A 26394-nucleotide genomic window follows, 5' to 3' on the forward strand; every position below is an offset into this window, starting at 1 on the left:
CGCCAAGCCGGCGCGCCGCGGCCTTATAGCCATGGCCCTCATGGAAGACACCAACGACGAGCCGCATGAAACCATCGTCATAACGACGCCTGCGATTCCCGGACATGAGAAACCGCACCTCCAATCATCGAATCCGAATTACTTCAGTCCAACAATCAGGGTGCGGTTCATCAGAGGGGGCCATTTCATGCGTCTCAGCGACGGCCGGCGTTGGCGCGGTTGATCGCGGAGATGATCGCCTTGAGCGAGCTGGTGATGATCGAGGAGTCGATGCCGACGCCCCAGATGATCTGCGCGTCCGCATCTTCGCCCACCTGGCATTCGACGTAGGAGGCGGCCATCGCGTCCGTACCGACGGACATGGTGTGCTCCACGTAGTCCATCACGGAGGCTTCGATGCCGAAGTTGGCGAGCGCGTTGAGGAACGCGGCGATCGGGCCGTTGCCGATGCCGGAGACCTCGCGCACCTGCTCCTCGTCCTTGCCGACGTTGATGCCGCGGTCGAGGACCTTCGCCTTGAGCACGGTGTCGGAGCCGTCCTCGCCGGAGGAGACGGACACCTTGAGCAGCTTGAGGCGGCCCCACGGGGCGAGCGTCTCGTCGTGCGTGTCGCCGACGACCACGCCGGCGGCGGTCATGCCCGACTGCTCGACCGGCAGGTACTCGTCCTTGAAGAGGCGCCAGATGTCCTCGTCCTTGACTTCCTTCTTCGTGTCGTCCGCGTACTTCTGCACGATCTTGTCGAACTCCACCTGCAGGCGCTTCGGCAGGTCGAGGTTGTGGTTCGTCTTGAGCAGGTACGCCATGCCGCCCTTGCCGGACTGCGAGTTGACGCGGATGATCGCCTCGTACGTGCGGCCGATGTCCTTCGGGTCGATCGGCAGGTACGGCACGAGCCAGACGAAGTCGTCGAGGTTCGCGCCGGCGCGGTCGGCGGCCACCTGACGGGCTTCGAGGCCCTTCTTGATGGCGTCCTGGTGCGAGCCGGAGAACGCGGTGAACACGAAGTTGCCTGCGTACGGGTGGCGCTCGGAGATCTTGATCTGGTTGCAGTATTCGACGGTCTTGCGGATCTCCGGCACGTTCGAGTAGTCGATCTGCGGGTCGACGCCCTGCGTGAGCAGGTTGAGGCCCAGCGTGACGAGGTCGACGTTGCCGGTGCGCTCGCCGTTGCCGAGCAGGCAGCCTTCGACGCGGTCGGCGCCGGCGAGCACGGCCAGCTCGGTGGCGGCCACGCCCATGCCCTCGTCGTTGTGCGGGTGGAGGGACAGCACGATGGAGTCGCGATCCTGCAGGTGGGTGGAGACGTACTCGACCTCGTCGGCGAACACGTTCGGCGTGGTCATCTCGACGGTGGCCGGCAGGTTGATGATCATCGGGTGCTCGGGCGTCGGCTTGATGACGTCGATGACCGCGTTGCACACCTCGACGGCGTACTCCGGCTCGGTGCCGGTGAACGATTCCGGCGAGTACTCGTAGTAGAGGTCGATGCCCTTGGCCTCGCCCTCAAGGCTCTTGCACAGCTCGGCCGCGTCGGTGGCGAGCTTCTTGATCTCCGCCTTGTTCTTGCGGAACACGACCTCGCGCTGCAGCACGGAGACGGAGTTGTAGAAGTGGACGACCGCGCGCTTGGCACCCTTGAGCGCCTCGTAGGTGCGGCGGATCAGGTGCTCGCGGCACTGGGTGAGCACGACGATGGTGACGTCGTCCGGGATCAGCTCACGCTCGATGAGCATGCGGATGAAGTCGAAGTCGGTTTCGGAGGCGGACGGGAAGCCCACCTCGATCTCCTTGAAGCCCATGGAGACGAGCAGGTTCCAGAAGCGCAGCTTGCGCTCGGAGTCCATCGGGTTGACGAGCGCCTGGTTGCCGTCGCGCAGGTCGACGGAGCACCAGCGGGGCGCGCGCTGGAGCTTCTTACCCGGCCAGGTGCGCTCCGGGTAGTCGAACGGCACCTGCTTGTCGTAGGCGACGTACTTGTTGTACGGCATCTTGCTCGGCTTCTGCGGGTCGCCGATGAAGCGCGCGGGAGGCAGCAGCGGGTCGTTGTTCCCTCCGTTGGACGCTGCGGCGACCGCCGCGAGATCGAATACCGATGATTGATCCTGACCCATCGTTCCTCCTTTGCTTGGTGCGTGGCCGTCTCCCGGCGGCCATTTCCGCCGGAATTCCCGGCGTATATCCGTTTACGCGCATGTAACATGCGCAATCCCCCATCCTACCTACGCCGCGTCCCAACGCCTCGCCGGTTCCAAAAACGACTAGCATGAGTGCCATGACACTGCGTTTTCGCAAGGATGGCACGTTCCGCGTGCTGCAGATGGCCGACATCCAGGACAAGCCGGAGGTCGACAAGGACACGATCCGTCTCATCGAGGAGGCGATCCACGTCGCCGACCCCGATCTCGTCGTCTTCACCGGCGACCAGATCCGCGGCTACGACCCCGCGTACATCGACACGTTCCTGCGCCGCCGAGGCGAGAACCCGGGCGCGCGCGTCCGCCTCATCACCGAGATCGAGGCGAAACTGCAGGGCGTGCGGCGGCGCATGGCGCAACGCCGCGACCCGAGCGTGCCGCCCGTCGACGACGTCGTCACGCTCGACGAGCTCATGGACGACACGCGACGCAAGGTGCGCGCCACGTTCGCCGCGTTCCTCGGCCCGGTGATGAACGCGGGCGTCCCGTTCGCCGCGACCTACGGCAACCATGACTTCCAATGCGGCGTGCTCACCGACGAGCAGGACGGCATCTACCGCGAATTCCCCGGATGCATGAACCCGGACGCCGCGGCGTCGGACGCTGACGGGCTCGCGTTCGGACCGGGCACGTTCGCGATGCCGATCGAGGCGTCCGACGGATCGGGGCGCATCGCGATGAGCGTCACGATGATCGATTCCGGTGATTACGCGGACCGGAACACGCCCGCCGAACGCGACGCGCAATACCCGCTGTACGCGGCGAACCCGCGCCGCCTCGACCTCGCCGACTCCGACGGCTACGGCACCCCCTCGCCCGAGGCGATCGCGTGGATAAAGTCCTCGCAGGCCGCGATGCGCGATCGCAACGGCGACGGCAGACCGGTGCCGACGATCGCGTTCCAGCACATCCCGCCGCAGGAGTTCTACGACGTGTTGAAGGAGGTGCCCGCCTGGACGCCGAACGCGGTGGAGGGCGCACGCACGCACGCGGGACGCTGCTACGTGCTCGACGAATCCAAGTGTCTACCCGGCTCGCGGCTCGGCGAGGCCATCGGATGCGCCGACGAGAACGTGGGCGAGGTCGACGCGATGCGCGAGGCCGGCGGCTATTTCGCGCTGTTCTGCGGCCATGACCACAAGAACGCGTTCGTCGGGCATGCGGACGGCATCGACCTCGGGTATGCGCCGACCTGCGGATTCGAATGCTACGGGCCGAAGTCACGCCACCGCGGCATCCGTCTGTTCGAATTCCACGAGGAGAATCCGGCCGACTACGTGACGCACATGCTCACGTGGGGCGACCTGGTCGGCCGCTACTCCGGCAACGAGCTGCGCGTGTGGTTCGAGGACCATTGCGTGACCGACAGCGCCACCGTGCGCAACGAGCTGCGTCGCCCCGAAGTATTCGCCACAATCGCCGCGCTCATCGGCGCCGGCGTCTACTGGCTGACGAAAACCGCCTTCCGCAATCGCGGCAGGCGATAAAAAGGGGGCTTGCTCCCCCTTCAGGGGGAGCTGTCAGTCTCCGGCCGACTGAGGGGGTCCTCCCTCAGATGAACAGGCTCACGCCTCGCCGGGCGATGCAGTAGGCGTTGCCGAGCCAGGTGTGGCGGGAGTTCGGCCAGACCGCGCCCAGGCGCGGCGCGTTCTGGCTCATCCAGATGCTCGGCACGCGGCCGTCGGCGGAACGCGATCCGAGCAGGTTGAAGCCGTTCTTCTCGAGCAGCCATTCCGGGTGCTGCGTGGCGATCGCGAGGCCCTCCTCCAACGTGAGCGGCAGACGCTCGTCCGAGTCGATGAGCTTGCGCGCCACGTCCGGCTCGCGGTTCACATAGCAGGTGCCGGTATGCGGGTCGACGACCAGGTAGAACGGGCCTTCCGGCGGCTCGAAGCCGTCCTGCGGCAGGAAGCTGGCGATGTCGCGCGGCGGCATCGTCGTGAAGCCGGCCATGCGGTAGATGGAGGTTCGCGCGATCAGCGACTCCGGCGAGACGAGCTCGCGCGTCGGCACCAGCAGGATGTTCGTACCGAGATCGGAATGTTCCAACGCCTCGATGAGCGGGTTCGCGAGCGCGCGGAACGCCGCGGCGCTCATATCCGCCACATCCGGGTACCCCAACGCCACGATCCGGTCAAGCTGTTTGCGCGCTTCCTGAGATGCAATCGACATGCCTCCTAGCGTACCGCGCGCCACGGCGTACCGCACCACCGTACCGCGCGCAGGCCATCATGCGGAAACGCGTATGCCGCGCCCCGGGCAGTTCCGTAGAATGGAGATTCACGTGTGTAATCGCCCATCCATCTCACCCAAGGGGTTTGCTATGTCCGAAAAACTGAAGGTCGGCGTGCTCGGCGCGACCGGCATGGTCGGCCAGCGTTTCATCACGCTGCTGGAGAACCATCCGTGGTTCGAGGTGACGACGCTCGCCGCGTCCGCGCATTCCGCCGGCAAGACGTATGAGGAGGCGGTCGGCGACCGTTGGAAGATGGAAGCGCCGATGCCGGAATACGTCAAGCACATGACGGTGGTCGACGGCGACGAGGCCGAGAAGGTCGCCGAGGGCGTCGATTTCATGTTCTCCGCGGTGAACATGCCGAAGGACCAGATCCGCGCGATCGAGGAGCGGTACGCGAAGACGGAGACGCCGGTCGTCTCGAACAACAGCGCGCATCGCTGGACTCCGGACGTGCCGATGGTCGTGCCGGAGATCAACCCGGAGCATTTCGCGGTGATCGAGCATCAGCGCAAGCGTCTCGGCACGACGCACGGCTTCATCGCCGTCAAGCCGAACTGCTCGATCCAGGCGTACACGCCGGCACTGGCCGCGTGGAAGGAATTCGAGCCGCGCGAGGTGGTCGTGAGCACCTACCAGGCGATCTCCGGCGCGGGCAAGACGTTCAAGGACTGGCCCGAGATGGTGGGCAACATCATCCCGTTCATCTCCGGCGAGGAGGCGAAGAGCGAGAAGGAGCCGCTCAAGGTGTTCGGCCACGTGGACGACGCGAAGGGCGAGATTGTCCCGTTCGACGGTCCGCTGCGCATCACGTCGCAGTGCATCCGCGTGCCCGTGCTCGACGGCCACACCGCGACCGTGTTCATCAACTTCGGCAAGAAGGCGACGAAGGAGGAGCTCGTCGACCGTCTCGTCAACTACACGTCGGAGGCGGCCCGTCTCGGCCTGCCGCACGCGCCGAAGCACTTCATCCAGTACCTGACCGAGGACGACCGCCCGCAGGTCAAGCTGGACGTGGACTACGAGGGCGGCATGGGCGTCTCGATCGGCCGCCTGCGCGAGGATTCGATCTTCGACTGGAAGTTCGTCGGCCTCGCCCACAACACGCTGCGTGGCGCCGCCGGCGGCGCGCTCGAATGCGCCGAGATGCTCAAGGCCCTCGGCTACATCACGAAGAAGTAGTCACGAAGCAGTAGCGGCGGCAGCGGGAGCAGACGCATTCGTCTCCCCCGCGCCCTCAACCCCGCGAAGACCCGTCAAGGCGCGCGCCATCGGCTCCGTCCGAGGCGCGGGCCTTCGCGTCCGGGTCCAGCGGCAGGCACGACCACGTGTAGGCGATCCGATAATCGTAGTCGGCGGCGTTCCGCTTCTCGCTGAGTTTCTCGTAACGCTCCCACACCGCCCAGATCTCCCGCTGCACCTGCAGCAGTTCGTCCCGGTCGAGAATGAGGTTGCCGGTGCTCAGCGGCGTGTACGGGTAGCGTTCGCGCCGCTCCTCGATCGGCACGGCGGCGCTGGCGTCCATGACCGCGCCGATGCGCATGCGCAACGCACGCAGGATGCCGTCCATCAACCGCATGCGCACCATCGGATCGGGTTGCGCGCTCACAGCGAAACTGAAGCTCTTCGCGGCCGCGCGCCACGGCATCTCGCGCCGGCGCACGCCGTCGTCGTCGGCGCGGCGGATCAGTCCGGCCTTGCCGAGCAGGCGCAGATGGTAGCTCATCGAACTGGGCGAGACGCCGGCCAGCTGCGACAGCTGCGTGGCCGTGCGCGGTTCCTGGCGGTCGTACAGTTCCTCGAGCACGAGCAGTCGTGTGGGGTTCGACAGCATCGAGATGACGTCGGGATCGGTGATCTTCAATTCGGCGGGGAAATCCATGGGAACGCTGGTATCGGTGGGAACGTGGGTATCAGTGGAAACGCTGGTATCGGTGGAATCGCCGGCATCGGATGCGCCGGATCGCGTGGTGTCGGGTGACGTCGCGTCGTCGTGTGCGGCGTCGTGTCGTATCGCTTCCATGAAGAACCGCCTATCTGTCCGCGTCCATTGTAGCGGTGCGCGCGTGATGCGCGACCGGAACGCCGGAACGCGGCGGATAGGCGGTTTTCGGGAATTCCCGGTTCACGCGTGGCGTGCTTCGCACGCGTCACGCGTGAACGCGGGATGGCGGGACGCCGGGAGCGTCACTTGGCACCGTGACGTGCGGTGCCGTTGCCGGAATGCGATTTCGCGACGCTCGCACCGGCGATCGCGAGCATCGTCGCGATGATGATGAGGGCGGCGATGCCGGCGCCCGTGATCGGGAGCCTGCCTGCCGTATCCGCGTCACCGCCGGTGACGATGCCTTCGCCGCCGTGCTGGTCGCCGGGACCGGCCTTGCGCAGACCGTCGATCGCAGCGAGCAGCGCGGCCGTCGCGTCGTCGATCTGGTTCTGCCGGGCGTTCGCGTCGGCGTTCACGCGCTTCGCGGATTCGAGCGCGGCGGTCAGCGCGTTCCACGAGGCGGACTCGTAGTCGGCGGCGTTCAGCTTCTCGGCCTTGGCGATGGCGTCCTCGAGCTTCGACTTGTCGGTCGTGGCGGGCTTCTGGCCGCCATCGTTCACGGCGGGCGTGTCGATGGTCGGGGCGGAGCCGGTGGTGTCCGGGACGGCGCCGCGCAGGTGCAGGACGAGCGCCTTGGCGTCCTTGGCGGTCGCGGATTCGCCACGATGCGCGGCGATCGTGCCGGCCTTGTCCTCCTGCAGGAACGTGCCGTTCGCCTGGCCGTCGGCCTCGCCGAACCACAGGTCCGGGTGGTACACGTCGAACGTGGCCTGGGATGCGGTGTCGGCGACGTAGTCCTTGCGGTAGTTCGCGTCGGCGTCGTCATGCGCGGCGTAGATCGACTGCATCGAGACCTGGTAGCGGATCGTCGTGGCCGTGGTGGTCGCCGTGTAGCCGAGGTTGGCGAGCTTGACGGGCAGCACCAGCGTGTTCGAGTCGGAGATCGACGCGTCGTCGATGGGCTCGATGTCCGCGAGGCTGTTCGACGCCACGTCGGAGGTGACCGCATACACGGTGTCCGCGCTGGAACCGTACGGGCTGGTGCTCACGGTGGTCACGAAGTCGGGGCGGCCGTCGCCGCTCACGTCGAAGTAGACGACCGGGAACACGGTGGTGCCGAGGCGGGACCAGCTCTGCTGGGTCTGGATGCCGAACGCGAGGTATCCCTGCGACGGATCGTCGAGCTGCGGGGCGGTCGTGGCGGCGCCCACCGCGCGGATGTCGGCCGCACTGATGCTGCGCTTGGCGGTGAGGTCCTGCTCGTTGCCGTACACGTCGACCGGGTCGGTCGCGCCCAGCTGGAACGCGCCCAGACGGCCCACGTAGGCTTCGGAGCCGTCGCCTTGGTTCACGCCGTGGCCGGAGACCTTGAGCTCGCCCTGCTTGGCGTCCGCGTCGGCGAAGGCGATCTCGGTGGTCGTCTCGGTGACGGGCTTCGGCGCGGCCACGACGGACACGCGCAGCGGGAACGCGCCGTTCTGTTCGGCGGTGCCGTCGCTCTGGTCGCCGTCGCTCACCGGGGTGAACGTCACGACGCCGGTCACGTCGGTCACGTAGGAGCGGTCGAGGCCGCCGACCTTCGCGTCCATCGTCTTGTCGAGCGTATGGCGCAGCTTCGCGGCGTCCGGGATGTTCAGCGTCACGATGACGTCGGCCGTACCGTGGGCGGCCACGGTGACCTCCGACTTGTCGAGCGTGTAGGTCACGCCCGGCGTCTCGGTGCGGGCCGCGTAGGCGACCTTGTAGGTGCGCGCGACGTCGGAATCGTTGGTGACGGTCAGCTTCTTCGACTGCGTGACGCCGGCCTTGCCGACTTGGACGATGCCGAAGGACGCGGTCACGCCTTCGATGTCGTCGGCGGCGGCGACGCGCACGTCGTTGTTCACGGCGGCGTAGGCGTCGATGCGGCCGGAGCCGACGCGCAGCGGTCCGTAGGCGGTCTTGCCCTTGCCGGTGGCGTCGCCGGCGGTGGTCACGTCGTGCGCGGCGGTGTTGATCAGCTGCGCCTTGAGGTTCGTGGCCTTGGACGGGCCGGACCAATCGGAGTGCGCCTCGAGGACGAGCGCCGCGACGCCGGAGGTGAGCGGCGTGGCCATCGACGTGCCGGACATGATCGCCAGTTCGGTGCCGGTGCCGTTGCCCGCGGAGACGACGCCCACGCCGGGCGCGGCCACGTCGGGCTTGGCGGTGCCGTCATACGAGCCGTGCACGCCGCGCGACGTGAACGAGGCGATGGTATCCGCGGAGGACGGGTAGTTGGCCTTGACCGTGTGCGCGTAGTCGGAGGAGAGGGTGATCTCCAGCGTGCCCGCGTCGAGCGCCGGCTTGAGCTTGTCGGCCGTGGTCTTGGTCATCTGGAAGCCGGGGATGGAGTAGTTGCCGGCGATGCCGCTTTCCAGCACGTCGCCCTGCGAGGCGAAGACGATGCCGGCCGCGCCTGCGTTGTACGCGTTGTCGAAACGCGTGCCGGAACCGCACAGCACGTTGCTGTCGTCCCATTCGACGTAGGCGATGTTGCCCTTGACGCGGGCGGCGTCCTCATCGGAGTAGGGCGAGCAGCCGGTCAGGTTGTCCGGATCGGCGACCTTGACGACCTTGCCGGTGACGGAGTAGATCGGCGTGACCTGCGGGAAGTACTGCGAGTACTGGCCCGCGTACTGGCCGGCGAGGTCGTTCGGGGCGTCCACCTTGATGGCGTCCTGGCGGGAGCCGCCGGACTGGCTGGCGGCCACGGCGAGCGCGCTCGGCGTGGAGGCCGGGCTGCCGCCGATGTCGGTGATGTCGCCGTCGTTGCCGGCGGCCGCGATGGACAGGGTGCCGTAGGAGGCGATCTTCTCGATTTTGGCGCTGTCTGGGTCGTCGATCGCGCCGTACGCGGTGCCGAGCGACATGGACACGACGTCGATGTCGACGTTGTTGGCCAGCTTCTCGGCCACCCAGTCGAGGGCGGCGCCGGTCACGTCGGTCGCGCCGCCGTTGTCGCCGAAGACCTTGAGCATGTAGATGCCGGCTTCGGGGGCCGCGCCCGGTCCGATCTCCATCTTCTGCAGATCGTCGTCGGTGAGCTTCGTGTAGTCGCCCTTGAACGTGGTCTTGTCGGCGTTCTCGCCGTAGCCCGCGGCCGTGCCGGCCACGTGGGTGCCGTGGCCGCCGCCGGGGCCGTCGATCGGGTTGGCGTCCGGGGTCGGGAACGGGTTGTAGACGGTGTCGGCGGCCGACGAGTTGGCGTTGTACGTGGCACCGGCGAAGTCGTAGCCGCCCTTGTACTTGGCCGGGTCGATCAGCGTCTTCAGGTACGGGTCGGTGAGCGGGTCGGTGGTGTACGACTGCGCCGTGCGGTAGGCGATCGGATTGCCGGTGCCGCCGAAGTCCACGTGCGTGTAGTCGATGCCGGTGTCGATGATCGCGATGTTCACGTTCTTGCCGGTCTTGCCGGTCTTCACCCACGTCTTGCGCGCGTTGACGATCGTGTCGTTGTTCGCGTTGGCGGGTTCGGCGGCGGAGGCGGTGGTGGACTGGGTGGTCGTGGTCGTCTGGGTATCGGCGGTGGTCGCGAAACGCTGGACGATCGGCGACACCTTGACGATGTCGTTCGACTGGCCGGCCAGCGTGTTCAGCGCGGCGGCGTCGGCGCGGACGGCGACGCCGGGAACGCTGTAGGAGGCCGTGTACAGCCTGCTCGCGTTCGGGTCGAGCGCCTTGAGCTGGTCGAAGACGGCGTCGGAGGTCTTCTCGGCCTTGTCGGCCTGGCCGTTGGCGATGCCGGTGGATCGCTTCTCCTTGGCCTTGTCGGAGACGCGGGCGCGGCCGAGCTCGGATTCGGCGGCGAGCTTCTGGTCGAGCGCGCTGGCGCCCTTGATCTGGATGAACGCGGACATGGTGCCGGAGACCTTCACCATATCCTCGGAGACCTGGCCGCCCTGCTCGGGCTGGCCGGCGGTGTCGTCGTTGTTCGCGTCGGCGCCGTCGCCGGTGCCGTCAGTCTTCGGGTCGCCGACGGTGATGTCGCGCTCGTAATGGCCGCCGCCCGTGATGGTAATCTGGATGTTGTACACATCGTCGACCGGTTCGGCGGCGAGCTTCGCGGCATACGTGATGGTGCCGTCGTCCTTGCGGTTGACGAAGACCATGAAGTTGCCGGAACCGTCCTCGACGCTCGGATCGGCCAGACGCTGCAGGTTCATCTTCGAGTTGAGCACGGTGATGGTGCCGTTGTAGTTCTCCGGCACGTTCTTCATCGAGACGGTCACGCCCTTGCCTTCGGGGCCGAAGTCCTCCTTGGAGACCTTGTCGGGGGTGATGCTCGCCTCGATGGGCTGCGGGTAATTGCCGGAATCATCGGTCACGATGAAGGTCTTCTGTGCATAGTCGCCGGTGGTGCGGGAGCGCGCGGTGACCGTGTACTCGCCCAGAATGGCGGAATTGACGGTCAGGACGTTCGTATATTCGCCGTTGCCGTTCGCGCGGGCGGTGCCGACGAGACCTTCCTGGAGGTTCGGCAGCTTCATGTAGACGTCGAACGCGTCGAAGGCGCCGAAGTCCTTCATGGTCATCGTCATGCCGTTCTTGGTGAGGTCGTCGGCCGTGAGCTTCGTGGAGCGCAGTTCGACCGTCTTGCTCTGGTGGCGTTCCTTACCGGGCTTGATGGTGAACGAGGTCATCGCGTAGATGCCGGTGCCGGACAGGTCCTGGATGGACAGGTACCAGGTGCCGGCCGGATAGTTCACGCTGTTGGACTGCAGGGCGTCGGTGTACACGCCATCCGCATCGGTGCGGATGTGGGCGGTGTCGGCGAGGTTCATGATCGAACCGTCCGGGCCTTCCAGCAGGACCGACAGACGGGTGTTGGGCGAATAGCCTTCGGCGCGGATGCGGATCTTCTGGTCGATGAACTGGTCCTGGGTCAGATCGCCGTTCTCGATGGTGATCTTCGCGGTCTCGCGCGCGTTGGCGGTGACCTGCAGGGTGGCGTCGGCGATGGTCTTGCTGGTGCGGCCGACGGCCTTGATGGCGTGCGCGCCGATTTCGGTGTCCTGCGAACCGGCGCACAGCTTGCCGGTGACCTTGCCGTTGTCGTCGGCGGTGTACGGACCATAGCCCTGGGTCTTGCCGGTCGGCGAGATGTCGGTGAAGTCCACCTGCTCGCCGGCGGCGAAGCCGGTGCCGGTGGCGGTGACGCAGCTGTTCCAGTAGGCGTAGCGTTCGATGGACGACGGGTCGAGGGTCAGCTGGTTGTCGGATGCCTTCTGCGCGTCGTAGACGATGTCGGCGTCGCCGCCCTTGTCGGACTTGATGATGGAGTCGGGCGCGTTGAGATCGTTTTTCCAGCCGAACTGGTCGGCGAACGAGCCTGCGCCGGTGCCGGCGGTCGCGCCGGCGTCCGCGGCGGTCTTCGCGCCCGCGGCGGTCCGCTCGGCGGCGAGCGCCGTGGTCGCGGTCAGGGACATCGACGCAAGCGTCGCCACCGCGGCGACGATCGCGAGCGCCCTGGCCCGGATGGTGTTCTTCATGGTTCTCCTCACGTATGTCGAGCGACGGCTGATGCCGTGCGCTCTCCGGGTGCGGACGTCGATACTCCCTTCCGCCCCCGAATGCGCCACATCCTACTTGAAAATTTTTTCAAGTCGATAACGCATCCACTACGTGGACAGCGTCCCAGAGTGGCGGAACTCGCGTGGCACACCCCGCGCCACGCAACACCACCTGCAATCTCGTGTGGTACAAACGTCTCACCCTGGCCGAAATTCTTCCTCCATGGAAGAAATCAATCATGATTTCTGTAATTCTTCTTTCATGAAAGAAGAATTCTTGAGACTGTTATATACTTTCTTTCATGCAAGAAAGCAGACCTTTGATTGATCGGCCCCGGTATCTCGACCGCATCATGCCGTTCGTGGGCACCGACGACGTCATCAAGGTGCTGGTCGGCCTGCGACGCAGCGGCAAATCGGACATGCTGCGGCTCATCCAGCGCCGGCTCATAGCCGAGGGATGCAGCCCAGACCAGTTCATCTCAATGAACTTCGAGGACTACGCCCTTGCCAAGTACCACGACCCCGACGTGCTCTACCCGTATCTCATGGAGCGGATCGATGCCGTCAAGGGCACGCCATACGTCTTCCTCGATGAAGTACAGGAGGTGCGTGGGTTCGAGAAAATCGTCAACTCCCTGCGCGCGACCACGAAGGCCGACGTGACCATCACCGGTTCGAACTCCACGTTGTTGTCCGGCGAGCTCGCCACATATCTGGGCGGTCGCTACGTGCAGTTCGAGGTGTTCCCGTTCGGCTATGCCGAATTCGCCGACGCCCGGCGGCAAATCCACGGGGATGATTCCTTCGACGCGTTCCTGCGTGAGGGTGGTATGCCGTTCGTCGCCACCGGCAACTGGGATGAGGAAAGCCGACGCACCTATCTGACGGACATCTACCGTTCCGTGGTGCTTCGCGACGTGGTCCGCCGCCACAGAATCCGCGATGTCGCACTGCTGGAGCGCATCGTCATGTTCGCGATGCAGAACACGGGCAACATGCTGTCCTCCAGCGCCATCGCCGCATATCTCAAGGCGGAACGCATCGATGTGAGCCCTCAGACGGTCATCAACTATCTCGAATACTGCCGTGAGGCGTTCCTGCTGAAACGTATGAACCGCACCGATCTGGTCGGCAAGCAGGTGCTGAAGACCCTGCAGAAATACTATGTGGCCGACCATGGGTTGCGCGGCGCGATCGTCGGCGATGGCACGACGCAGATTCAAGGCGTGCTGGAGAACATGGTAGCCATGGAGGGACTGCGCCGCGGATATGCGGTCTCGGTGGGAGCGGTCAATGGCAAGGAGGTCGACTTCGTTTTCGACAAGGGTGACCATCGCCGATACGTGCAGGTGACGTATCTCATCGACAGCGACAAGACCGCGGAACGCGAGTTCGGTGCATTCAAGGACGTTCCTGACAACTATCCGAAGACCGTGGTATCGATGGACCCGATCCTGCGCCCTCGCAACGGCATCGAACACCGCCGCATCGACGAATTCCTCCTCGCCAAGGACTGGTGACGATAGAATCACCATTGAGACCAGTTAAGATTAATCCAGTTTTCTGACTTTGCGGAATCCTTAATATCCGCATAAGATTTCACGTTTTCATCATTAAATTTATGCAGCTTAGATGAAAACATGACAAACCCTTCACCGGCGGTATTCATACGTATAGCGGCGGTAACATGCGAGTAGTTCGGCACGACAGACGGGATAGCATATGCCCCTTCCGCCTTCTGTACTTTCTTGTTAAATAAACTAATGGAATCAGTATCCAAAAAGATGTTTTGCTGACGATTCTGGTCACTGGCAGAAAACACAAGGGCATTCGTGGCATGCCGAAAATCAGGATCGATAATCGCCCCACCGTAGGCAGCTTTCAAATTGGACTCACCCATGGTTTGATTCTTGTCAATGTGGGACGAAAGAACAAGATTGCCAACAGGAGTACCATTCATCGCAAAACCCGTCACCTTGTTTTTCGTATCGAATGTGAAATGATCAATAGTCATACATTTGTCAGGTAAAGTATCAAGCCGTGGGTAGCAGAAATGTATCTCAGGCTCGGAAAAAGGTAAAACACTAGACTCTTTTGCCGAACCGTTTGAGACACCTTGCAACGTATCTCCATATGAAGTATTTTTTGCATCATACGACGCTTTTACAATACGGGTAACAATATCGGCATATGTTGCAGCTACACTACCAGCCGACGCATTACTGGAAGTCACTGCGTACAGATTTGTAATACTAGTCTGCGATAGCCCACTAAATAATTCCTCTGCATTAGCACGTTGCTGAAGCACACCCGTAGCCAAATCCCAACCGCTAGTACATACAAGACCCAAGATAGTCGAAAGTATTGCAGTTATAATAACTTCTTTGACTTCATTTTTTAAATCCGACATATCATCTCACCCCTAACAACACATATTCTATGATGTAACTGTTACTTCCATTCACTCCTTTGACGAGTCAGCCAGCCCAACGCACTCCCTCACCGTGCCCCGCACACTCTAGCGCAATAAGAAAACGTCCTCCCCGCAATAGCGAAGAGGACGCAACTCTTTACGAATCCACGACACGGGCACCCACTGGTGTCACATGCCGAATCTGAACCTTACCCGTCGATCACCTACCGGTGCCGCCGTAGACCACGGCTTCCACCTTGTCGGCGTCGAGGCCGTAGGCGGTGTGGAGGGCCTTGACGGCCTCGTTGAGCTGGTCGAGCGGCACGAGCGCGGCGATGCGAATCTCGGAGGTGGAGATCATCAGCACGTTGATGCCCTTGTCGCTCAGCGCCTGGAAGAACTTGGCGGCGAGACCCGAGTGGGTCTTCATGCCGACGCCGACGACCGCGACCTTGCCGACGTTCGGATCGACATCGAAGGACTTGTAGTCGAGCGCCTCATGCGCGTCGAGCAGCGCGCTTTCGACGGCCTTGACGGAGGCCTCCGGCACGGTGAAGGAGATGTCGGCGGTGCCGGCGGAGGAGCCGGCCTGCACGATCATGTCCACATTGATGCCGGCGGCGGCCAGCTCGGTGAACACCTTCGCGGCCATGCCCGGCTCGTTCGGCACGCCGCGCACGGTGGCGAGCGCCTCGCTGCGGTCGTGCGCGATGCCGGAGATGACCGGAGCCTCCGGTCCGAGGTCGGGGAACAGGTCGCCCATCGATTTGTTGTCGTTGTTCTCGCTCATGGTGATGATGTCGCTTTCGGTTTCGTTACGTTTCGTTGCGTTACTGTTCGATCGTGATGTCGCGTCGCGTCAGTCGATGTTCGGCAGGCTGCGCGGGTCGACGCCCTCGGGCACGACGAGCGTGCCGGGACGGTGCGAGAAGGAGGAGCGCACGTGCAGCGGCATGTTGAATCGTTGCGCGTATTCGACGCAGCGCAGCGCGAGCACCTTCGAGCCGCACGACGCCATTTCGAGGATCGCGTCGTAGCCGGCGTACGGGATGCGTCGCGCGGTGGGCACGATGCGCGGGTCGGCGGTGAAGATGCCGTCCACGTCGGTGTAGATCTCGCAGATGTCGGCGCCGAGCGCGACGGCGAGCGCGACGGCGGACGTGTCGGAGCCGCCGCGGCCGAGCGTGGTCGCGTCGCCCTTCGCGTTGATGCCCTGGAAGCCGGCGACGATGGCGACGTCGCCGAGGGAGAGCGCGTTCTTCACGCGGTCCGGCTTGACGGCTTTGATGTGGGCGGCACCGTAGCGGGCGTCGGTGAAGAAGCCGGCCTGCTGTCCGGTGAATGAGTGGGCGCGGCTGCCTTCCGCGTGGATGGCCATGGCGAGCAGGCTCATGGAGATGCGTTCGCCGGCGGTCATCAGCATGTCCATCTCGCGCTCCGGCGGGTTGGAGTCGATGCTCAGCGCCTGATCGATGAGATCGTCGGTGGTGTCGCCCATCGCGGAGACGACCACGGCGACCTTGTTGCCTTTTTTCTTCGTTTCGACGACGCGCTTGGCCACACGTTTGATCGAATCGGTATCGGCGACCGACGAGCCGCCGTACTTCTGCACGATGAGAGCCACTGCTATCCAATCTTCTTCCGCTGCCTCCCGCCCTCTCGTGGGACGGGAGCGTTTGCCGCATATGCTACGTAAACGCAATGATTATAAGGAGCGGCGTGAACCGCCCGCGAACCCACGCCACCATGCGGACACGCGGGGATTGCCGGCATTCCGGGCCGCGCGCCGGTCTCCGGGAGCCCCGACACGGGCGTCGTCGGCGTATCCCCTGGGGATTGCCATGGTGTTCCAAGGTTTTCGCATCGTTGCGTTGAGGTTCGCGCGGTTATATGTAATCACCGGCGAACGGAAGCCCGAACCGATGAAGTCCATCATCGGAGGCTGGCGGAAGCGGACCGGCGAGGACGTTTCCCTTCTTCCCGTCCCCATAACGATAACTGAACACCTTCTTTCTTCTTCCTCTCTCCTTCGCGAAAGGCCCGGCCCCCATCGGCCGGGCCTTTCGTTTTGTGTGGGGACCGTGTTGGCCGCTTTTCGGACACCCCCTCAGTCGCGCTTTGCGCGACAGCTCCTCCTGAAGGGGGAGCAGGGAAGGGGCGGTCCCATTGTGGTTATCCACCGCGGCCGTCTGCGGTTATCCACCATAGATATGGAGCATGAGGGGGTTGTCCACAACTAGATGTGGGAGAACGGGTGGTTATCCACCGGGTTGTCCACAATCCGCCGCCGCCACACCGCGACACGCCGAATGACGCTGTGGATAAGAAAAAGTTATCCACATTTTCGGCCGGTTTTGGCGGTGGAAATCCACTGAGTTATCCACACTATGGGGATAACTTGGTGGATAACTTGGGGATAACGTGTGGATTACTTTCCCACCCATGGACACCGGCTTGCGCGACACGTAACACCGTGGTAACAGCGTCGGAATCGCGTGCGAACGGAGGGTGAACGGGGCTGCGCCACGCCGGCGCAGCCGGCTACTACCCCTCAGTCGGCTACGCCGACAGCTCCCCTGACAAGGGGAGCCAGAGTAGGGAGGGGACGCCGCTCCCCGGCCTTATGAGACAGCTCCCCTGACAAGGGGAGCCGGGAGGCTGGAATCCCCTCGACTACAGTGGACGGGCGGAAACGACCGACGACGAGCAGGAGCACGAGATGACCACCGACACCGGCAACTCCGACCGCCGCAGCGCCGACACCGGCGACTCCGAAACCTCCCCGCTCCCGGACACCCGCCGTAACACCGCGCGGATCGCGGCGCTGGCGATTCCGACGTTTGGGCAGCTCATCGCCGAACCCGCGTTCATCCTCATCGACACGGCCATCGTCGGCCATCTCGGCGAAGCCTCGCTCGCCGGCCTGTCCATCGGATCGACGATCGTCCTCACCACCGTCGGACTGTGCGTGTTCCTCGCCTACGGCACCACCTCGCAGGTGGCGCGGCTCATCGGCGCGGGCCGCCGGCGCGAAGGCCTCGAAGCCGGCATCGACGGCATGTGGCTGGCGCTCGGCATCGGCGTCGTCGTGTCCGTCATCCTGTTCCTCGCCGGACGGCCGCTGTGCGCCGCACTCGGTGCGGAAGGCCCCGTCCTCGACGAGGCGGAACGCTATCTCGACGCGATCGTCTTCGGCCTGCCAGGCATGCTGCTCGTCTACGCGGCGAACGGCATCTTCCGCGGACTCCAGAAAGTCCGCATCACCCTGATCGCCGCCATCGCCGGCGCGATCGTCAACACGCTGCTGGACATCCTGTTCGTCATCGCGCTCGGCTGGGGCATCGCCGGTTCCGGCGCGGCCACGCTCATCGCGCAATGGTTCATGGGAATCTTCCTCACCGTACCCGCGATCCTGTGGTCGCGCGCGGAAGGCGCGTCCGTGCGCCCGCGGCTCGCCGGCATCGCGCACAGCGCGGGAGACGGAGTGCCGCTGTTCCTGCGCACGCTCGCCCTGCGCGCCTGCCTCGTCGCGACCGTCATGCTCGCCGCGCGCATGGGCGTGACCGTGCTCGCCGCATACCAGGCGGTCAACGCGACGTGGAATTTCGTGCTCAACATGCTCGACGCAATCGGCATCGCCGGCCAGGCGCTCGTCGCCGCGGAACTCGGCGCGCGACGTCGCGCCGGTGCGCGCGCGACGACCGCCGCGGCCGCGCGCGCCGGCGCCGTCGCGGGAGTGGCGATCGGCGCCAGCATGATCGCGGTCGGCTTCGCCGCCGCTCCCCTGTTCTCGCCGGACGCGGCCGTCCAGTCGCTGATCGTCGTCGGCATGGTCACGCAGGGCGTGTTCCTGCCGTTGTGCGGATGGATGTGGGCGCTCGACGGCATCCTCATCGGCGCCGGCGACTACCGCTATCTGGCCGCGACGTGCGGCGCGACCGCCGCCGCGTACCTGCTCGCGCTCGCCTGCGTCGGCGCGCTCGCCGGCACGGCGGCGTTCGACGCGCCGGCCGCGCGCATGGTCGCGTTGTGGGCGGTGCTGAACGTCGTGTTCATCGGATTGCGCGCGACGTTCAACGGGATCCGCGCGCACGGCGACGCGTGGATGGGCGATTGAGCGGGCCGCCGCAAGATAAAGACGAGTTCACGTCCTTGATTGTCACGGTCCCATCCACGACCGTCACGACTCGCTCCTTGGTTCTCCACGGTATTCCGTGGCAAAACATGGAAGGAACCGTGACGGACGGGGATTGAAAGGTGACGGCGGCGGAGGGAACCGGGACAAACGGGACTACAGGTGATAGCGGGTGGCGGCGACCATCTGCTTGACGAGGGTCTCGCGCCACGTGCTCCAGCCGTATTTCTTCGTGATGGCCTCCTCGGAGGTCGCGCCGAGCGAGGAGCCGTCGGCGCGCGTCAGATCGTAGAGCATGTCGAGCAGCATCGGATCGTGGCGCAGACGGTTCGCGAGGTCGGAGCCGGTGTTCGGATCGTTCGGATTGCGGCCGGTCGCGAACTCGCTCAACGTGAGATGCTCGCGCACCAGCAGCGTCACCATGCGTATCGTGTCCGCGTCGTAGCCCATGCGCCTGAGGATCACCGGCGCGTGGCGCGCGCCTTCCGCCGCGTGGTCGGCGACGCCGGAACGCTTGCCGATGTCATGCAGGATGCCGGCGAGCAACAGCGCGGTGTAGTGCGCGTCATCGTACTGCGGCGCGCCGGAGCCGGCGCCGCCGGTCACGACGCCCGCGGACCTGCCTTCGCGGTCCGCGAGCGACGGGAATCCGATCGCGCGCGTCAGGCGCGAGACGACCTCCACCGAGTGACGGTCGATCGTGTAGCGGTGCGCCGCCGAGACCGACGGACGATTGCGGATGCCCAGCCATTCCGGCATCCACTTGCCCGGAATGTCGGCGAAATCGATCTCCTCCCACACGCGGATCAGCTCCGGACCGGACGCGAGCAATCGCACGAACAGATCGCGCGTCGTCGCATCCCACTGATTGCTGTGGATCGGGCATCGACGCAGATTCTCCAACGTGCCCGGATTGATCGGCAGCTTGCGGCGCGCCGAGGCGAGCGCGACGCGCAGCGCGAGCGAGGCGTCGCGCGACGGATCGGCGCCGGGCGCGAGCACGATCTCATGCTCGTGGACGGCCACGCCGGGCGCGACGTTCTCGAACTTCGGCGCCTCGCGGTGGCCGCCAGCGCGCTGCGACATCATCTGGAAGAACGCGAACCGGGGCTTCTCGTGCGTGAGCGAATGTTCGGCGCGGGAGGCGGTCGAATCGAGCGAGAACGCGATGCGCCGGCCGATGCGCGCGAGCAGCGTCTGCATGTCGTCGATCGACTTCGCCTCGCGCTCGCCGCCCGCGGGCAGGGTCGGGTCGGCGAGGCCGAGCATCGCGGCGACCTTGTCCTGATACGGGGTGAGCAGCAGGTTCGTGTCCTTGTTCGCGACCAGGTGGATGCAGTCGCGCACGTCGAGCAGCCGGTCGACCGCGTCGTCGTAGGCGCCGTGCGGGCGGTCGGCGAGCCAGGAGACGGCGAGCGCGGAGACGAGCACCGAGTCGCGCAGGCCGCCGCGCGCCTCCTTGATGTCCGGCTGGTTGATGTATTGGAGGCGGCCGAACTCGTCGAGGCGGCTCGTGGCGGAGTCGAGCAGTTCGGGCAGGCGTTTGCGCGCGGCCTTGCGCCAGCGTTCGAGGATCGAATCGGCGGTGGTCTTGATGAGGTCGATGTCGCCGGCGACGGGCTCCACGTCGAGCCATCCCATCGCGGCGGGCAGATCATGGTCGGTCACGGATTCGCATTGCTGGCGGGTGCGTACCGAATGGTCGAGGTCGAGGCCGGAATCCCACAGCGGGTACCAGAGTTTGTTGGCGAGTTCGTTGAGTTTCTGGTCGTTCAGGGCGTGGGAGTCGTAGATGAGGACGAGGTCGAGGTCGGAGCTGGGGCCGATCTGGCCGCGGGCGAGCGAGCCGACGGCGGCGAGGCCGATGCCGTGGTCCGGCACGTCGAAGTCGACGTTCGTCTTCGCCTCGTCCCACAGGCGCGTGAGGCAGTCCATCGCCAGTTCGGTGCGTGCCCTGCGTTTCGCCGCGCCGTCGCGATAGACGCCGTCCGCGTCCGGCTGGCTCATCGCCATGAATCGTTGCTTCAAACCATCGACCGCCGATGCCATTTCGCGTGTGCTCCTTGTTTGCTCTTCTTGCCCCCCGACGAAGAAGGTGGCCGCCGAAGGCGGACGGAGGGAGGTCTCTTCCCCACCCGCTGCGCGGGAGCCCCCTCGTCAGAGGGGGCCGATGAGGTAAGAAAAGGTCCCCGCACGGCTTGGGGGCTGCGTGCGGGGACCTCTTGTCTCTTTGATGGCCCGACCCATCCCGGCGATCGGTGAACGATATGCGCCGGGCGGGAGGGACGTCTGCTATCAGATCGCGGCGGAACCGGACTCGCCGGTGCGCACGCGCGTCACCGAGTCGAGCGGAGCGACCCAGACCTTGCCGTCGCCGATCGTGCCGGTGCCGGCGGCCTTGACGATCACGCCGACGAGCGTCTCGGCGTCGGCGTCGTCGGACAGGACCTCGACGCGGATCTTCGGAATCAGGTCGACGGTGTACTCGGCGCCACGGTAGACCTCGGTGTGTCCGCGCTGACGGCCGTAGCCGTTCGCTTCGGAGACGGTCAGACCGTGCACGCCGGCGGCCGCGAGGGCCTCCTTGACGTCGTCGAGCTTATGGGGCTGAATGATTGCGGTGATGAGCTTCATCTCACCTCACCTCCTTGAGGACGGAGCTGGCGGTACCAGCAAAATCGTAGGCACGTTCACCCTGGTCGGCAAGGTCGATGCCGCCGACTTCCTGGGCTTCGGTGACGCGCCAGCCGACGGTCTTCTCCAGCGCGAAGGCGATGATGCCGGTGATCACGGCGGAGTAGACGATGGCGCACAGCGCGATGAGGATCTGGACGACGAGCTGCTTCCAGTCGCCGCCGGCGAACAGGCCCGTGCCCTCGCCGAAGAAGCCGATGAGGACGGTGCCGGTGAAGCCGCCCACGCCGTGGACGCCGACGACATCGAGGGAATCATCGTAGCCGAGCTTGAACTTCAGACCGCAGGCGAGGCAGGTGAGCACGCCGGCGATCGCGCCGAGGACGATGGCCCACAGCGGGGAGACGACATCGGCGGCCGGGGTGATGGCGACCAGGCCGGCGACCATACCGGAGGCGGCGCCCATCGCGGTGTAGTGGCCGGAGCGGATCTTCTCGGTGAAGCCCCAGGAGAGCATGGCAGCGGCGGTCGCGGCGGAGGTGGACACCCAGGCGTAGCCGGCGGTGCCGTTCGCGGCGAACGCGGAACCGGCGTTGAAGCCGAACCAGCCGAACCACAGCAGGAAGGCGCCGAGCATCACGAACGGGACGTTGTGCGGACGGAACGGCTGCACGGCGAAGCCCTTGCGCTTGCCGATGATGAGGACGATCACCAGCGCGGCGACTGCGGCGTTGATGTGGACGACGGTGCCGCCTGCGAAATCGTGGGCGGCGGCGCCGATGGCGGTGGAGATCGCGCCGGAGCCGGACAGCAGGCCGCCGTTCCAGACCATGTGGGCCATCGGGGCGTAGTCGAACGTGACCCACAGCGCGACGAAGATCATCCACGTGCTGTACTTGACGCGCTCGGCGATGGCACCGCAGATCAGGCCGACGGTGATCATCGCGAACGCGACCTGGAAGGCGACGTCCACGGACACCGGGTAGTTGTTGGAGTTCAGGCCGGTCGTGGTGAACACGCCGTCCTTGGCGACCATCGAATCCTTCAGCAGGAAGCCGGAGGCCGGATCGCCGAAGATGCCGGCGACGTCGGTGCCGGCGTAGGCGATGGACCAGCCCCACAGGGTCCAGATGATCATCGTGACCGACAGCGCGGCCGCCTCAAGCATGAACATGTTCAGCACGGCCTTCGCACGGACCATGCCACCGTAGAAGAACGCCACGCCCGGCGTCATGAGGAAAACCAGGGACGCGGAAGTCAATATCCATGCGGTGTTTCCGGAATCCATGTCTACCTCCCTCTCTTTCACATCTTTCGCCCCGCTTCTCGGGCGGGGCCATTCGTTCTTTCGTCGTCCCCCAGCGGGGGCTAACGGTTCGATAGTGAACGCCCGGATGGTTTTCGTTTCGTTACGGCAGGTTACGCGCTTGTTAATCGCGGTGGCGATGCGGGGTGCGTTCGCGTTGATTCCTCGGGGATTTCGCGGGGATTCGGCGAGGACGGATCGAAACGTGACGAAAACGCAAAGGTCCCGGACCATGTTCCATGACATGATCCGGGACCGTGGTCGCCTCCCTCGTCAGAGGGAGGCACGGGGGTCAGGCGAGGATGCCGTCGACGAAGCCTTCCGGGTCGAAGGGGGCGAGGTCGTCGGGGCCTTCGCCGAGGCCGACGAGCTTAACGGGCACGCCGAGCTCCTTCTGCACGCTGATCACGATGCCGCCCTTGGCGGAACCGTCGAGCTTGGAGAGCACGACGCCGGTGATGCCGATCGCCTCGGCGAACACCTTCGCCTGGGTCATGCCGTTCTGGCCGGTGGTCGCGTCGAGCACGAGCAGCACCTCGTCCACGGGAAGGTTCTTCTCGGTGACGCGGCGGATCTTGCCGAGCTCGTCCATCAGGTTCGCCTTGTTCTGGAGACGGCCGGCCGTATCGATGATGAGCACGTCGGCATCCAGCTCCTTGGCCTTGGCGCTCGCCTCGAACGCGACGGACGCCGGGTCGGCGCCGTCCTTGTCGGAGCGGACGACCGGCACGTCGACCTTCGCGCCCCACGTTTCGAGCTGATCGGCGGCGGCGGCGCGGAACGTGTCGGCCGCACCGAGCACGACGCTCTTGCCTTCGGAGACGAACAGGCGGGCGAGCTTGCCGGCGGTCGTGGTCTTGCCGGTGCCGTTGACGCCCACCATGATGATGACGCCCGGACGGTTCGCGCCCGGCTTGTCCGCGTTGAGACGACGGTCGGTATCGCGGCCGACCAGATCGAGCAGCTTCTCCTTTAGGGCGGCGCGCACCTCGGCCGGATCGGCCTTGCCGGTGACACGCGCGTCGGTGCGCAACTCGTCGACGAGCTGTTCGGAGGCTTCGGCGCCGACGTCGGCGAGCAGGAGCGTGTCCTCGACGTCCTCCCAATCGGATTCGGAGAGGTTGTCCTTCGCGAGGATGTCGAACAGCGCCTTGCCGAACGGGTTGCTCGACTTGGCGAGCTTCGCCTTGAGCCGGGCGAGACGCCCGCCCACCGACTCCGGCTTCTCCGCCTTCGGTGCCGGCGCGGGTGCGGGTTCCGGCGCGGCCTCCGCCGCCGGCTCCGGCTCCTCGTTCTCGCCCCCGCTGGCGGGGGCTGTCGGCGCAGCCGACTGGGGGTGGTCCGCGGATTCAGGTTCGGGAGCCTTCTTTTCCTCCCCCTTCAGGGGGAGGTGGCGCTCCGCGCCGGAGGGGGTTTCCGAAGCGGCCTCCGCCTTGGGCTCGGGCTCCGCGCTCTCCGGCAGATCGCGGCGCGCCTCCCGCTCCTCGATCGTCTTGTCAAGATCGCGCTTGCGCGACTTGGAGAACCAGACCGCCAACAGAATCAGGACGATCGCGACTACGGCGACGCCGACCATGGCCAATGTATTGCTATCCATGACCCCCAGTCTAACGACGGCCGTCACCCGCGCCGGCACGTCCCGCGACGGCGGCTAAGCTAAGGGGCATGGCCAATTCCTCACGCATGACGTCGTATCAGCGACGCGAACAGCTCATCCGCATCGGACGATCCCTCTTCGCATCGAAAGGATTCGAATCGGTGAGCGTCGAGGAGATCGCCAGCACCGCGAAGGTCTCCAAACCGATCGTCTACGAGCATTTCGGCGGCAAGGAAGGCCTGTACGCGGTGATCGTCGACCGCGAGATGCAGGCGCTCACCGCCGCACTCACCGCCGCACTCGACGACCCGGACATGCATCCGCGCCAGATCGTCGAACGCACGGCGCTCGCGCTGCTCACCTACATCGAGGAGAACGCGGAAGGGTTCCAGGTGCTGTCGCGCGACTCGCCGAGCACCGACCCGTCCGGATCGTTCAGCTCGCTGCTCGGCGACATCTCGATGCGCGTCGAGGACCTGCTCATCGCCGCGTTCAAACGGCAGAAACTCTCCCCCAAAGGCGTGCCGTACTACGCGCAGATGCTCGTCGGCATGACCGTGTTCACCGGACAATACTGGGCGGACCGGCCGAAAGTCAGCAAGGAGCAGCTCGCCGCGTACATCGTCGATCTCGCATGGCACGGACTGAGCCGACTCGACTCGAAACCGAAGCTCATCTTCGAGGGCAAATCCGCGAAAACCGCGAAATCACGGAAAACCACGCGACCGAACGACAGCGCGCCGCGAACGCCGCAGTCGTCCGTTCCGCAGGAACCGGACGACGCGGCGGACGGCGGCGACGCCGGAACCGGCGTGACGCACGCGGCGTGACGGAACATGAACCGGATGTGCAGGATATGCGCATAAGTCCCGTCCGAGTGGGCCCGGTGCTAGGGTGAGGCGTTGAACCGAACAAACCAGATGTGATTTCGAGGATCGTGACTATGACGCAACCGGCATCGACGACGGCCGACGGACAGGCCGCCACCGGCAAGACGCTCACCTTCGTGGTGCCCTCCTACAACATGGAGGAGTATCTGGAGCGCTGCGTGCTGTCGCTCACGGCGGCACGGCGCAACGACGACATCGAGGTGCTCATCGTCGACGACGGATCCAAGGATTCCACGCTGGAGGTGGCGCGCACGTTCGAACGCCGCTTCCCCGGCATCGTGCGCGCCATCCACCAGGAGAACAAAGGCCACGGCGGCGCGGTGAACACGGGCATCGCGGCGGCGCGCGGCATGTACGTGAAGGTCGTGGACGCGGACGACTGGGTGGGCCCGGACTCGCTCGAAGAGGTGATGGCCGCGCTGCGCGACGAGATCGCGGGCGGCGACCCGGTCGACATGCTCGTCACCAACTACGTGTACGACAAGGTCGGCAAGCGCCGCAAGCACGTGGTCAACTTCCGTCATGCGATGAAGACCGGCGAGCGCCTCACGTGGGACGACATGGGGCATTTCGGGCTCGCCGAGTACATCCTCATGCACGCGCTGATCTTCCGCACGTCCGTGGTGCGCGCGTCCGGCATGCGGCTGCCCGAGCACACGTTCTACGTCGACTTCATCTACGCGTACCAGCCGTTCCCGTGGGTGAAGTCGCTGCGCTACCTGGACACGCCGTTCTACCACTACTTCATCGGACGCGACGGGCAGAGCGTGCAGACCGACGTGATGATCCGACGCGTCGACCAGCTGATCCACGTCAACCAGTGCATGGTCGAGGCGACGCCGGAACGCGGGACCGTGCCGGACGGGCTGTACCGCTACATGATCCACTTCCTCGCGATCGAAAGCTCGGTGGCGAGCGTGTTCCTGATCCTCTCGCGCGATCCGGAGAACTATGCGAAGAAGAAGCGGCTGTGGGCCGGGATCAAGACGTATTCGCCGTCGATCTACCATGACGTGCGCCGCAAGCCGATGTCGCGGGCGCTGAACCTGCACGGGTCGGCGGGCCGATGGGTAATCCGGTGGGGTTACCGCGTGGCGGAGCGCGTGGTCGGGTTCAACTGATTGGGGTCGGCCGGTCGGGGTCGGCTGACCGGGTTCAACTGACCGTCGTCGGCTGACCGTCGTCGGCCGCACCGGAACGCCACATGATTCCCATGATTTTCCCAGCATTTGCACACAACACGTTGAAGAGGCGGGGGTTTACTGGGAATCACGGTTGAAAAGCCGCGATAACTGAATCCCTTCTTCTCTCTTCTCTCTCAAGCCCGGTCTTCCCGCCGGGCTTTCTCTTTGCCCTGTGTCCTGCCCCCTGCCTCACTTGTGTCCCGCCCGCACCTCGCTCACG

18 protein-coding genes are annotated in these 26394 nt (G+C 65.2%); 7 read left to right on the top strand and 11 right to left on the bottom strand.

The features are described 5' to 3' along the window. On the top strand, positions 1-223 hold a 223-nt coding region (locus AC1AYP_RS03265; RefSeq protein WP_476546740.1), incomplete at its 5' end, for a hypothetical protein. Here AC1AYP_RS03265 and leuA read toward each other — a convergent pair. Continuing rightward, a complete protein-coding gene (gene leuA, locus AC1AYP_RS03270) occupies positions 195-2114 on the bottom strand; it encodes a 2-isopropylmalate synthase (protein ID WP_476502970.1) in 1920 nt (639 codons plus the stop codon). The two genes, AC1AYP_RS03265 and leuA, sit on opposite strands and share 29 nt — an antisense overlap. Before the next feature lie 161 nt (positions 2115-2275). Between leuA and AC1AYP_RS03275 the strand changes: the two genes are divergently transcribed. Further along, on the top strand, positions 2276-3685 hold the full coding sequence (locus tag AC1AYP_RS03275; RefSeq protein WP_476544983.1) for a metallophosphoesterase family protein: 1410 nt from the start codon (positions 2276-2278) through the stop codon (positions 3683-3685). A gap of 64 nt (positions 3686-3749) precedes the next feature. On the opposite strand, the gene AC1AYP_RS03280 is transcribed toward AC1AYP_RS03275, so the two are convergent. After that, positions 3750-4370, bottom strand: coding sequence for a DUF5701 family protein (locus AC1AYP_RS03280; RefSeq protein ID WP_034530326.1), 621 nt, complete (start codon positions 4368-4370; stop codon positions 3750-3752). 151 nt (positions 4371-4521) lie between these two features. Here AC1AYP_RS03280 and asd point away from each other — a divergent pair, with 151 nt between their 5' ends. Continuing rightward, on the top strand, positions 4522-5616 hold the full coding sequence (asd, locus tag AC1AYP_RS03285) for an aspartate-semialdehyde dehydrogenase (RefSeq protein WP_476544985.1): 1095 nt from the start codon (positions 4522-4524) through the stop codon (positions 5614-5616). 55 nt (positions 5617-5671) lie between these two features. Here asd and AC1AYP_RS03290 read toward each other — a convergent pair whose 3' ends face one another. Then, positions 5672-6457, bottom strand: coding sequence for an ArsR/SmtB family transcription factor (locus AC1AYP_RS03290; protein WP_476544986.1), 786 nt, complete (start codon positions 6455-6457; stop codon positions 5672-5674). A 164-nt stretch (positions 6458-6621) separates the two neighbouring features. Further along, the gene (locus AC1AYP_RS03295) at positions 6622-11991 is read right to left on the bottom strand and encodes a S8 family peptidase (protein ID WP_476546741.1); all 5370 of its coding nucleotides are present in this window, start codon (positions 11989-11991) and stop codon (positions 6622-6624) included. Between the two features lie 341 nt (positions 11992-12332). Here AC1AYP_RS03295 and AC1AYP_RS03300 point away from each other — a divergent pair, with 341 nt between their 5' ends. After that, entirely contained in the window at positions 12333-13535 is a 1203-nt protein-coding gene (locus tag AC1AYP_RS03300; RefSeq protein ID WP_476546742.1) for an ATP-binding protein, read from the top strand. An 8-nt stretch (positions 13536-13543) separates the two neighbouring features. On the opposite strand, the gene AC1AYP_RS03305 is transcribed toward AC1AYP_RS03300, so the two are convergent. The 3 genes from AC1AYP_RS03305 to AC1AYP_RS03315 all read right to left on the bottom strand — a co-directional run bounded on the left by AC1AYP_RS03305 (position 13544) and on the right by AC1AYP_RS03315 (position 16052). Next, the gene (locus tag AC1AYP_RS03305; RefSeq protein WP_476546743.1) at positions 13544-14425 is read right to left on the bottom strand and encodes a hypothetical protein; all 882 of its coding nucleotides are present in this window, start codon (positions 14423-14425) and stop codon (positions 13544-13546) included. Between the two features lie 223 nt (positions 14426-14648). After that, on the bottom strand, positions 14649-15218 hold the full coding sequence (locus AC1AYP_RS03310) for an ACT domain-containing protein (protein ID WP_476502978.1): 570 nt from the start codon (positions 15216-15218) through the stop codon (positions 14649-14651). 69 nt (positions 15219-15287) lie between these two features. Beyond that, the gene (locus AC1AYP_RS03315; protein WP_163197055.1) at positions 15288-16052 is read right to left on the bottom strand and encodes an aspartate kinase; all 765 of its coding nucleotides are present in this window, start codon (positions 16050-16052) and stop codon (positions 15288-15290) included. Positions 16053-17147: 1095 nt separating this feature from the next. Here AC1AYP_RS03315 and AC1AYP_RS03320 point away from each other — a divergent pair. Next, entirely contained in the window at positions 17148-18545 is a 1398-nt protein-coding gene (locus AC1AYP_RS03320) for an MATE family efflux transporter (protein ID WP_476546744.1), read from the top strand. 174 nt (positions 18546-18719) lie between these two features. On the opposite strand, the gene AC1AYP_RS03325 is transcribed toward AC1AYP_RS03320, so the two are convergent. From AC1AYP_RS03325 to ftsY, 4 genes are all read right to left on the bottom strand, one after another. Next, positions 18720-20612: a [protein-PII] uridylyltransferase family protein gene (locus tag AC1AYP_RS03325; protein ID WP_476546745.1), complete on the bottom strand. Its 1893-nt coding sequence runs from the start codon at positions 20610-20612 to the stop codon at positions 18720-18722. Positions 20613-20858: 246 nt separating this feature from the next. Then, on the bottom strand, positions 20859-21197 hold the full coding sequence (locus tag AC1AYP_RS03330; protein WP_034529718.1) for a P-II family nitrogen regulator: 339 nt from the start codon (positions 21195-21197) through the stop codon (positions 20859-20861). Position 21198: 1 nt separating this feature from the next. Next, the gene (locus AC1AYP_RS03335; RefSeq protein WP_476502981.1) at positions 21199-22485 is read right to left on the bottom strand and encodes an ammonium transporter; all 1287 of its coding nucleotides are present in this window, start codon (positions 22483-22485) and stop codon (positions 21199-21201) included. A gap of 310 nt (positions 22486-22795) precedes the next feature. Then, positions 22796-24100, bottom strand: coding sequence for a signal recognition particle-docking protein FtsY (gene ftsY, locus AC1AYP_RS03340; RefSeq protein ID WP_476502982.1), 1305 nt, complete (start codon positions 24098-24100; stop codon positions 22796-22798). Between the two features lie 68 nt (positions 24101-24168). Between ftsY and AC1AYP_RS03345 the strand changes: the two genes are divergently transcribed. Both AC1AYP_RS03345 and AC1AYP_RS03350 read left to right on the top strand, forming a co-directional pair. After that, entirely contained in the window at positions 24169-24930 is a 762-nt protein-coding gene (locus tag AC1AYP_RS03345) for a TetR/AcrR family transcriptional regulator (RefSeq protein ID WP_476546746.1), read from the top strand. A gap of 113 nt (positions 24931-25043) precedes the next feature. Further along, the gene (locus AC1AYP_RS03350) at positions 25044-26111 is read left to right on the top strand and encodes a glycosyltransferase family 2 protein (RefSeq protein WP_476546747.1); all 1068 of its coding nucleotides are present in this window, start codon (positions 25044-25046) and stop codon (positions 26109-26111) included. The last annotated feature ends 283 nt before the right edge of the window (positions 26112-26394 follow it).

The organism is Bifidobacterium sp. LH_424, from assembly GCF_056356895.1.

What these genes read in the sequence shown, in the direction of transcription:
- AC1AYP_RS03275 (WP_476544983.1), top strand. Translation starts at nt 2,276, where the DNA reads ATGACACTGCGTTTTCGCAAGGATGGCACGTTCCGCGTGCTGCAGATG.
- AC1AYP_RS03330 (WP_034529718.1), bottom strand. Translation starts at nt 21,197, where the DNA reads ATGAAGCTCATCACCGCAATCATTCAGCCCCATAAGCTCGACGACGTC.
- asd (WP_476544985.1), top strand. Translation starts at nt 4,522, where the DNA reads ATGTCCGAAAAACTGAAGGTCGGCGTGCTCGGCGCGACCGGCATGGTC.
- ftsY (WP_476502982.1), bottom strand. Translation starts at nt 24,100, where the DNA reads ATGGATAGCAATACATTGGCCATGGTCGGCGTCGCCGTAGTCGCGATC.
- AC1AYP_RS03345 (WP_476546746.1), top strand. Translation starts at nt 24,169, where the DNA reads ATGGCCAATTCCTCACGCATGACGTCGTATCAGCGACGCGAACAGCTC.
- AC1AYP_RS03310 (WP_476502978.1), bottom strand. Translation starts at nt 15,218, where the DNA reads ATGAGCGAGAACAACGACAACAAATCGATGGGCGACCTGTTCCCCGAC.
- AC1AYP_RS03350 (WP_476546747.1), top strand. Translation starts at nt 25,044, where the DNA reads ATGACGCAACCGGCATCGACGACGGCCGACGGACAGGCCGCCACCGGC.
- AC1AYP_RS03290 (WP_476544986.1), bottom strand. Translation starts at nt 6,457, where the DNA reads ATGGAAGCGATACGACACGACGCCGCACACGACGACGCGACGTCACCC.
- AC1AYP_RS03305 (WP_476546743.1), bottom strand. Translation starts at nt 14,425, where the DNA reads ATGTCGGATTTAAAAAATGAAGTCAAAGAAGTTATTATAACTGCAATA.
- leuA (WP_476502970.1), bottom strand. Translation starts at nt 2,114, where the DNA reads ATGGGTCAGGATCAATCATCGGTATTCGATCTCGCGGCGGTCGCCGCA.
- AC1AYP_RS03295 (WP_476546741.1), bottom strand. Translation starts at nt 11,991, where the DNA reads ATGAAGAACACCATCCGGGCCAGGGCGCTCGCGATCGTCGCCGCGGTG.
- AC1AYP_RS03335 (WP_476502981.1), bottom strand. Translation starts at nt 22,485, where the DNA reads ATGGATTCCGGAAACACCGCATGGATATTGACTTCCGCGTCCCTGGTT.
- AC1AYP_RS03325 (WP_476546745.1), bottom strand. Translation starts at nt 20,612, where the DNA reads ATGGCATCGGCGGTCGATGGTTTGAAGCAACGATTCATGGCGATGAGC.
- AC1AYP_RS03320 (WP_476546744.1), top strand. Translation starts at nt 17,148, where the DNA reads ATGACCACCGACACCGGCAACTCCGACCGCCGCAGCGCCGACACCGGC.
- AC1AYP_RS03280 (WP_034530326.1), bottom strand. Translation starts at nt 4,370, where the DNA reads ATGTCGATTGCATCTCAGGAAGCGCGCAAACAGCTTGACCGGATCGTG.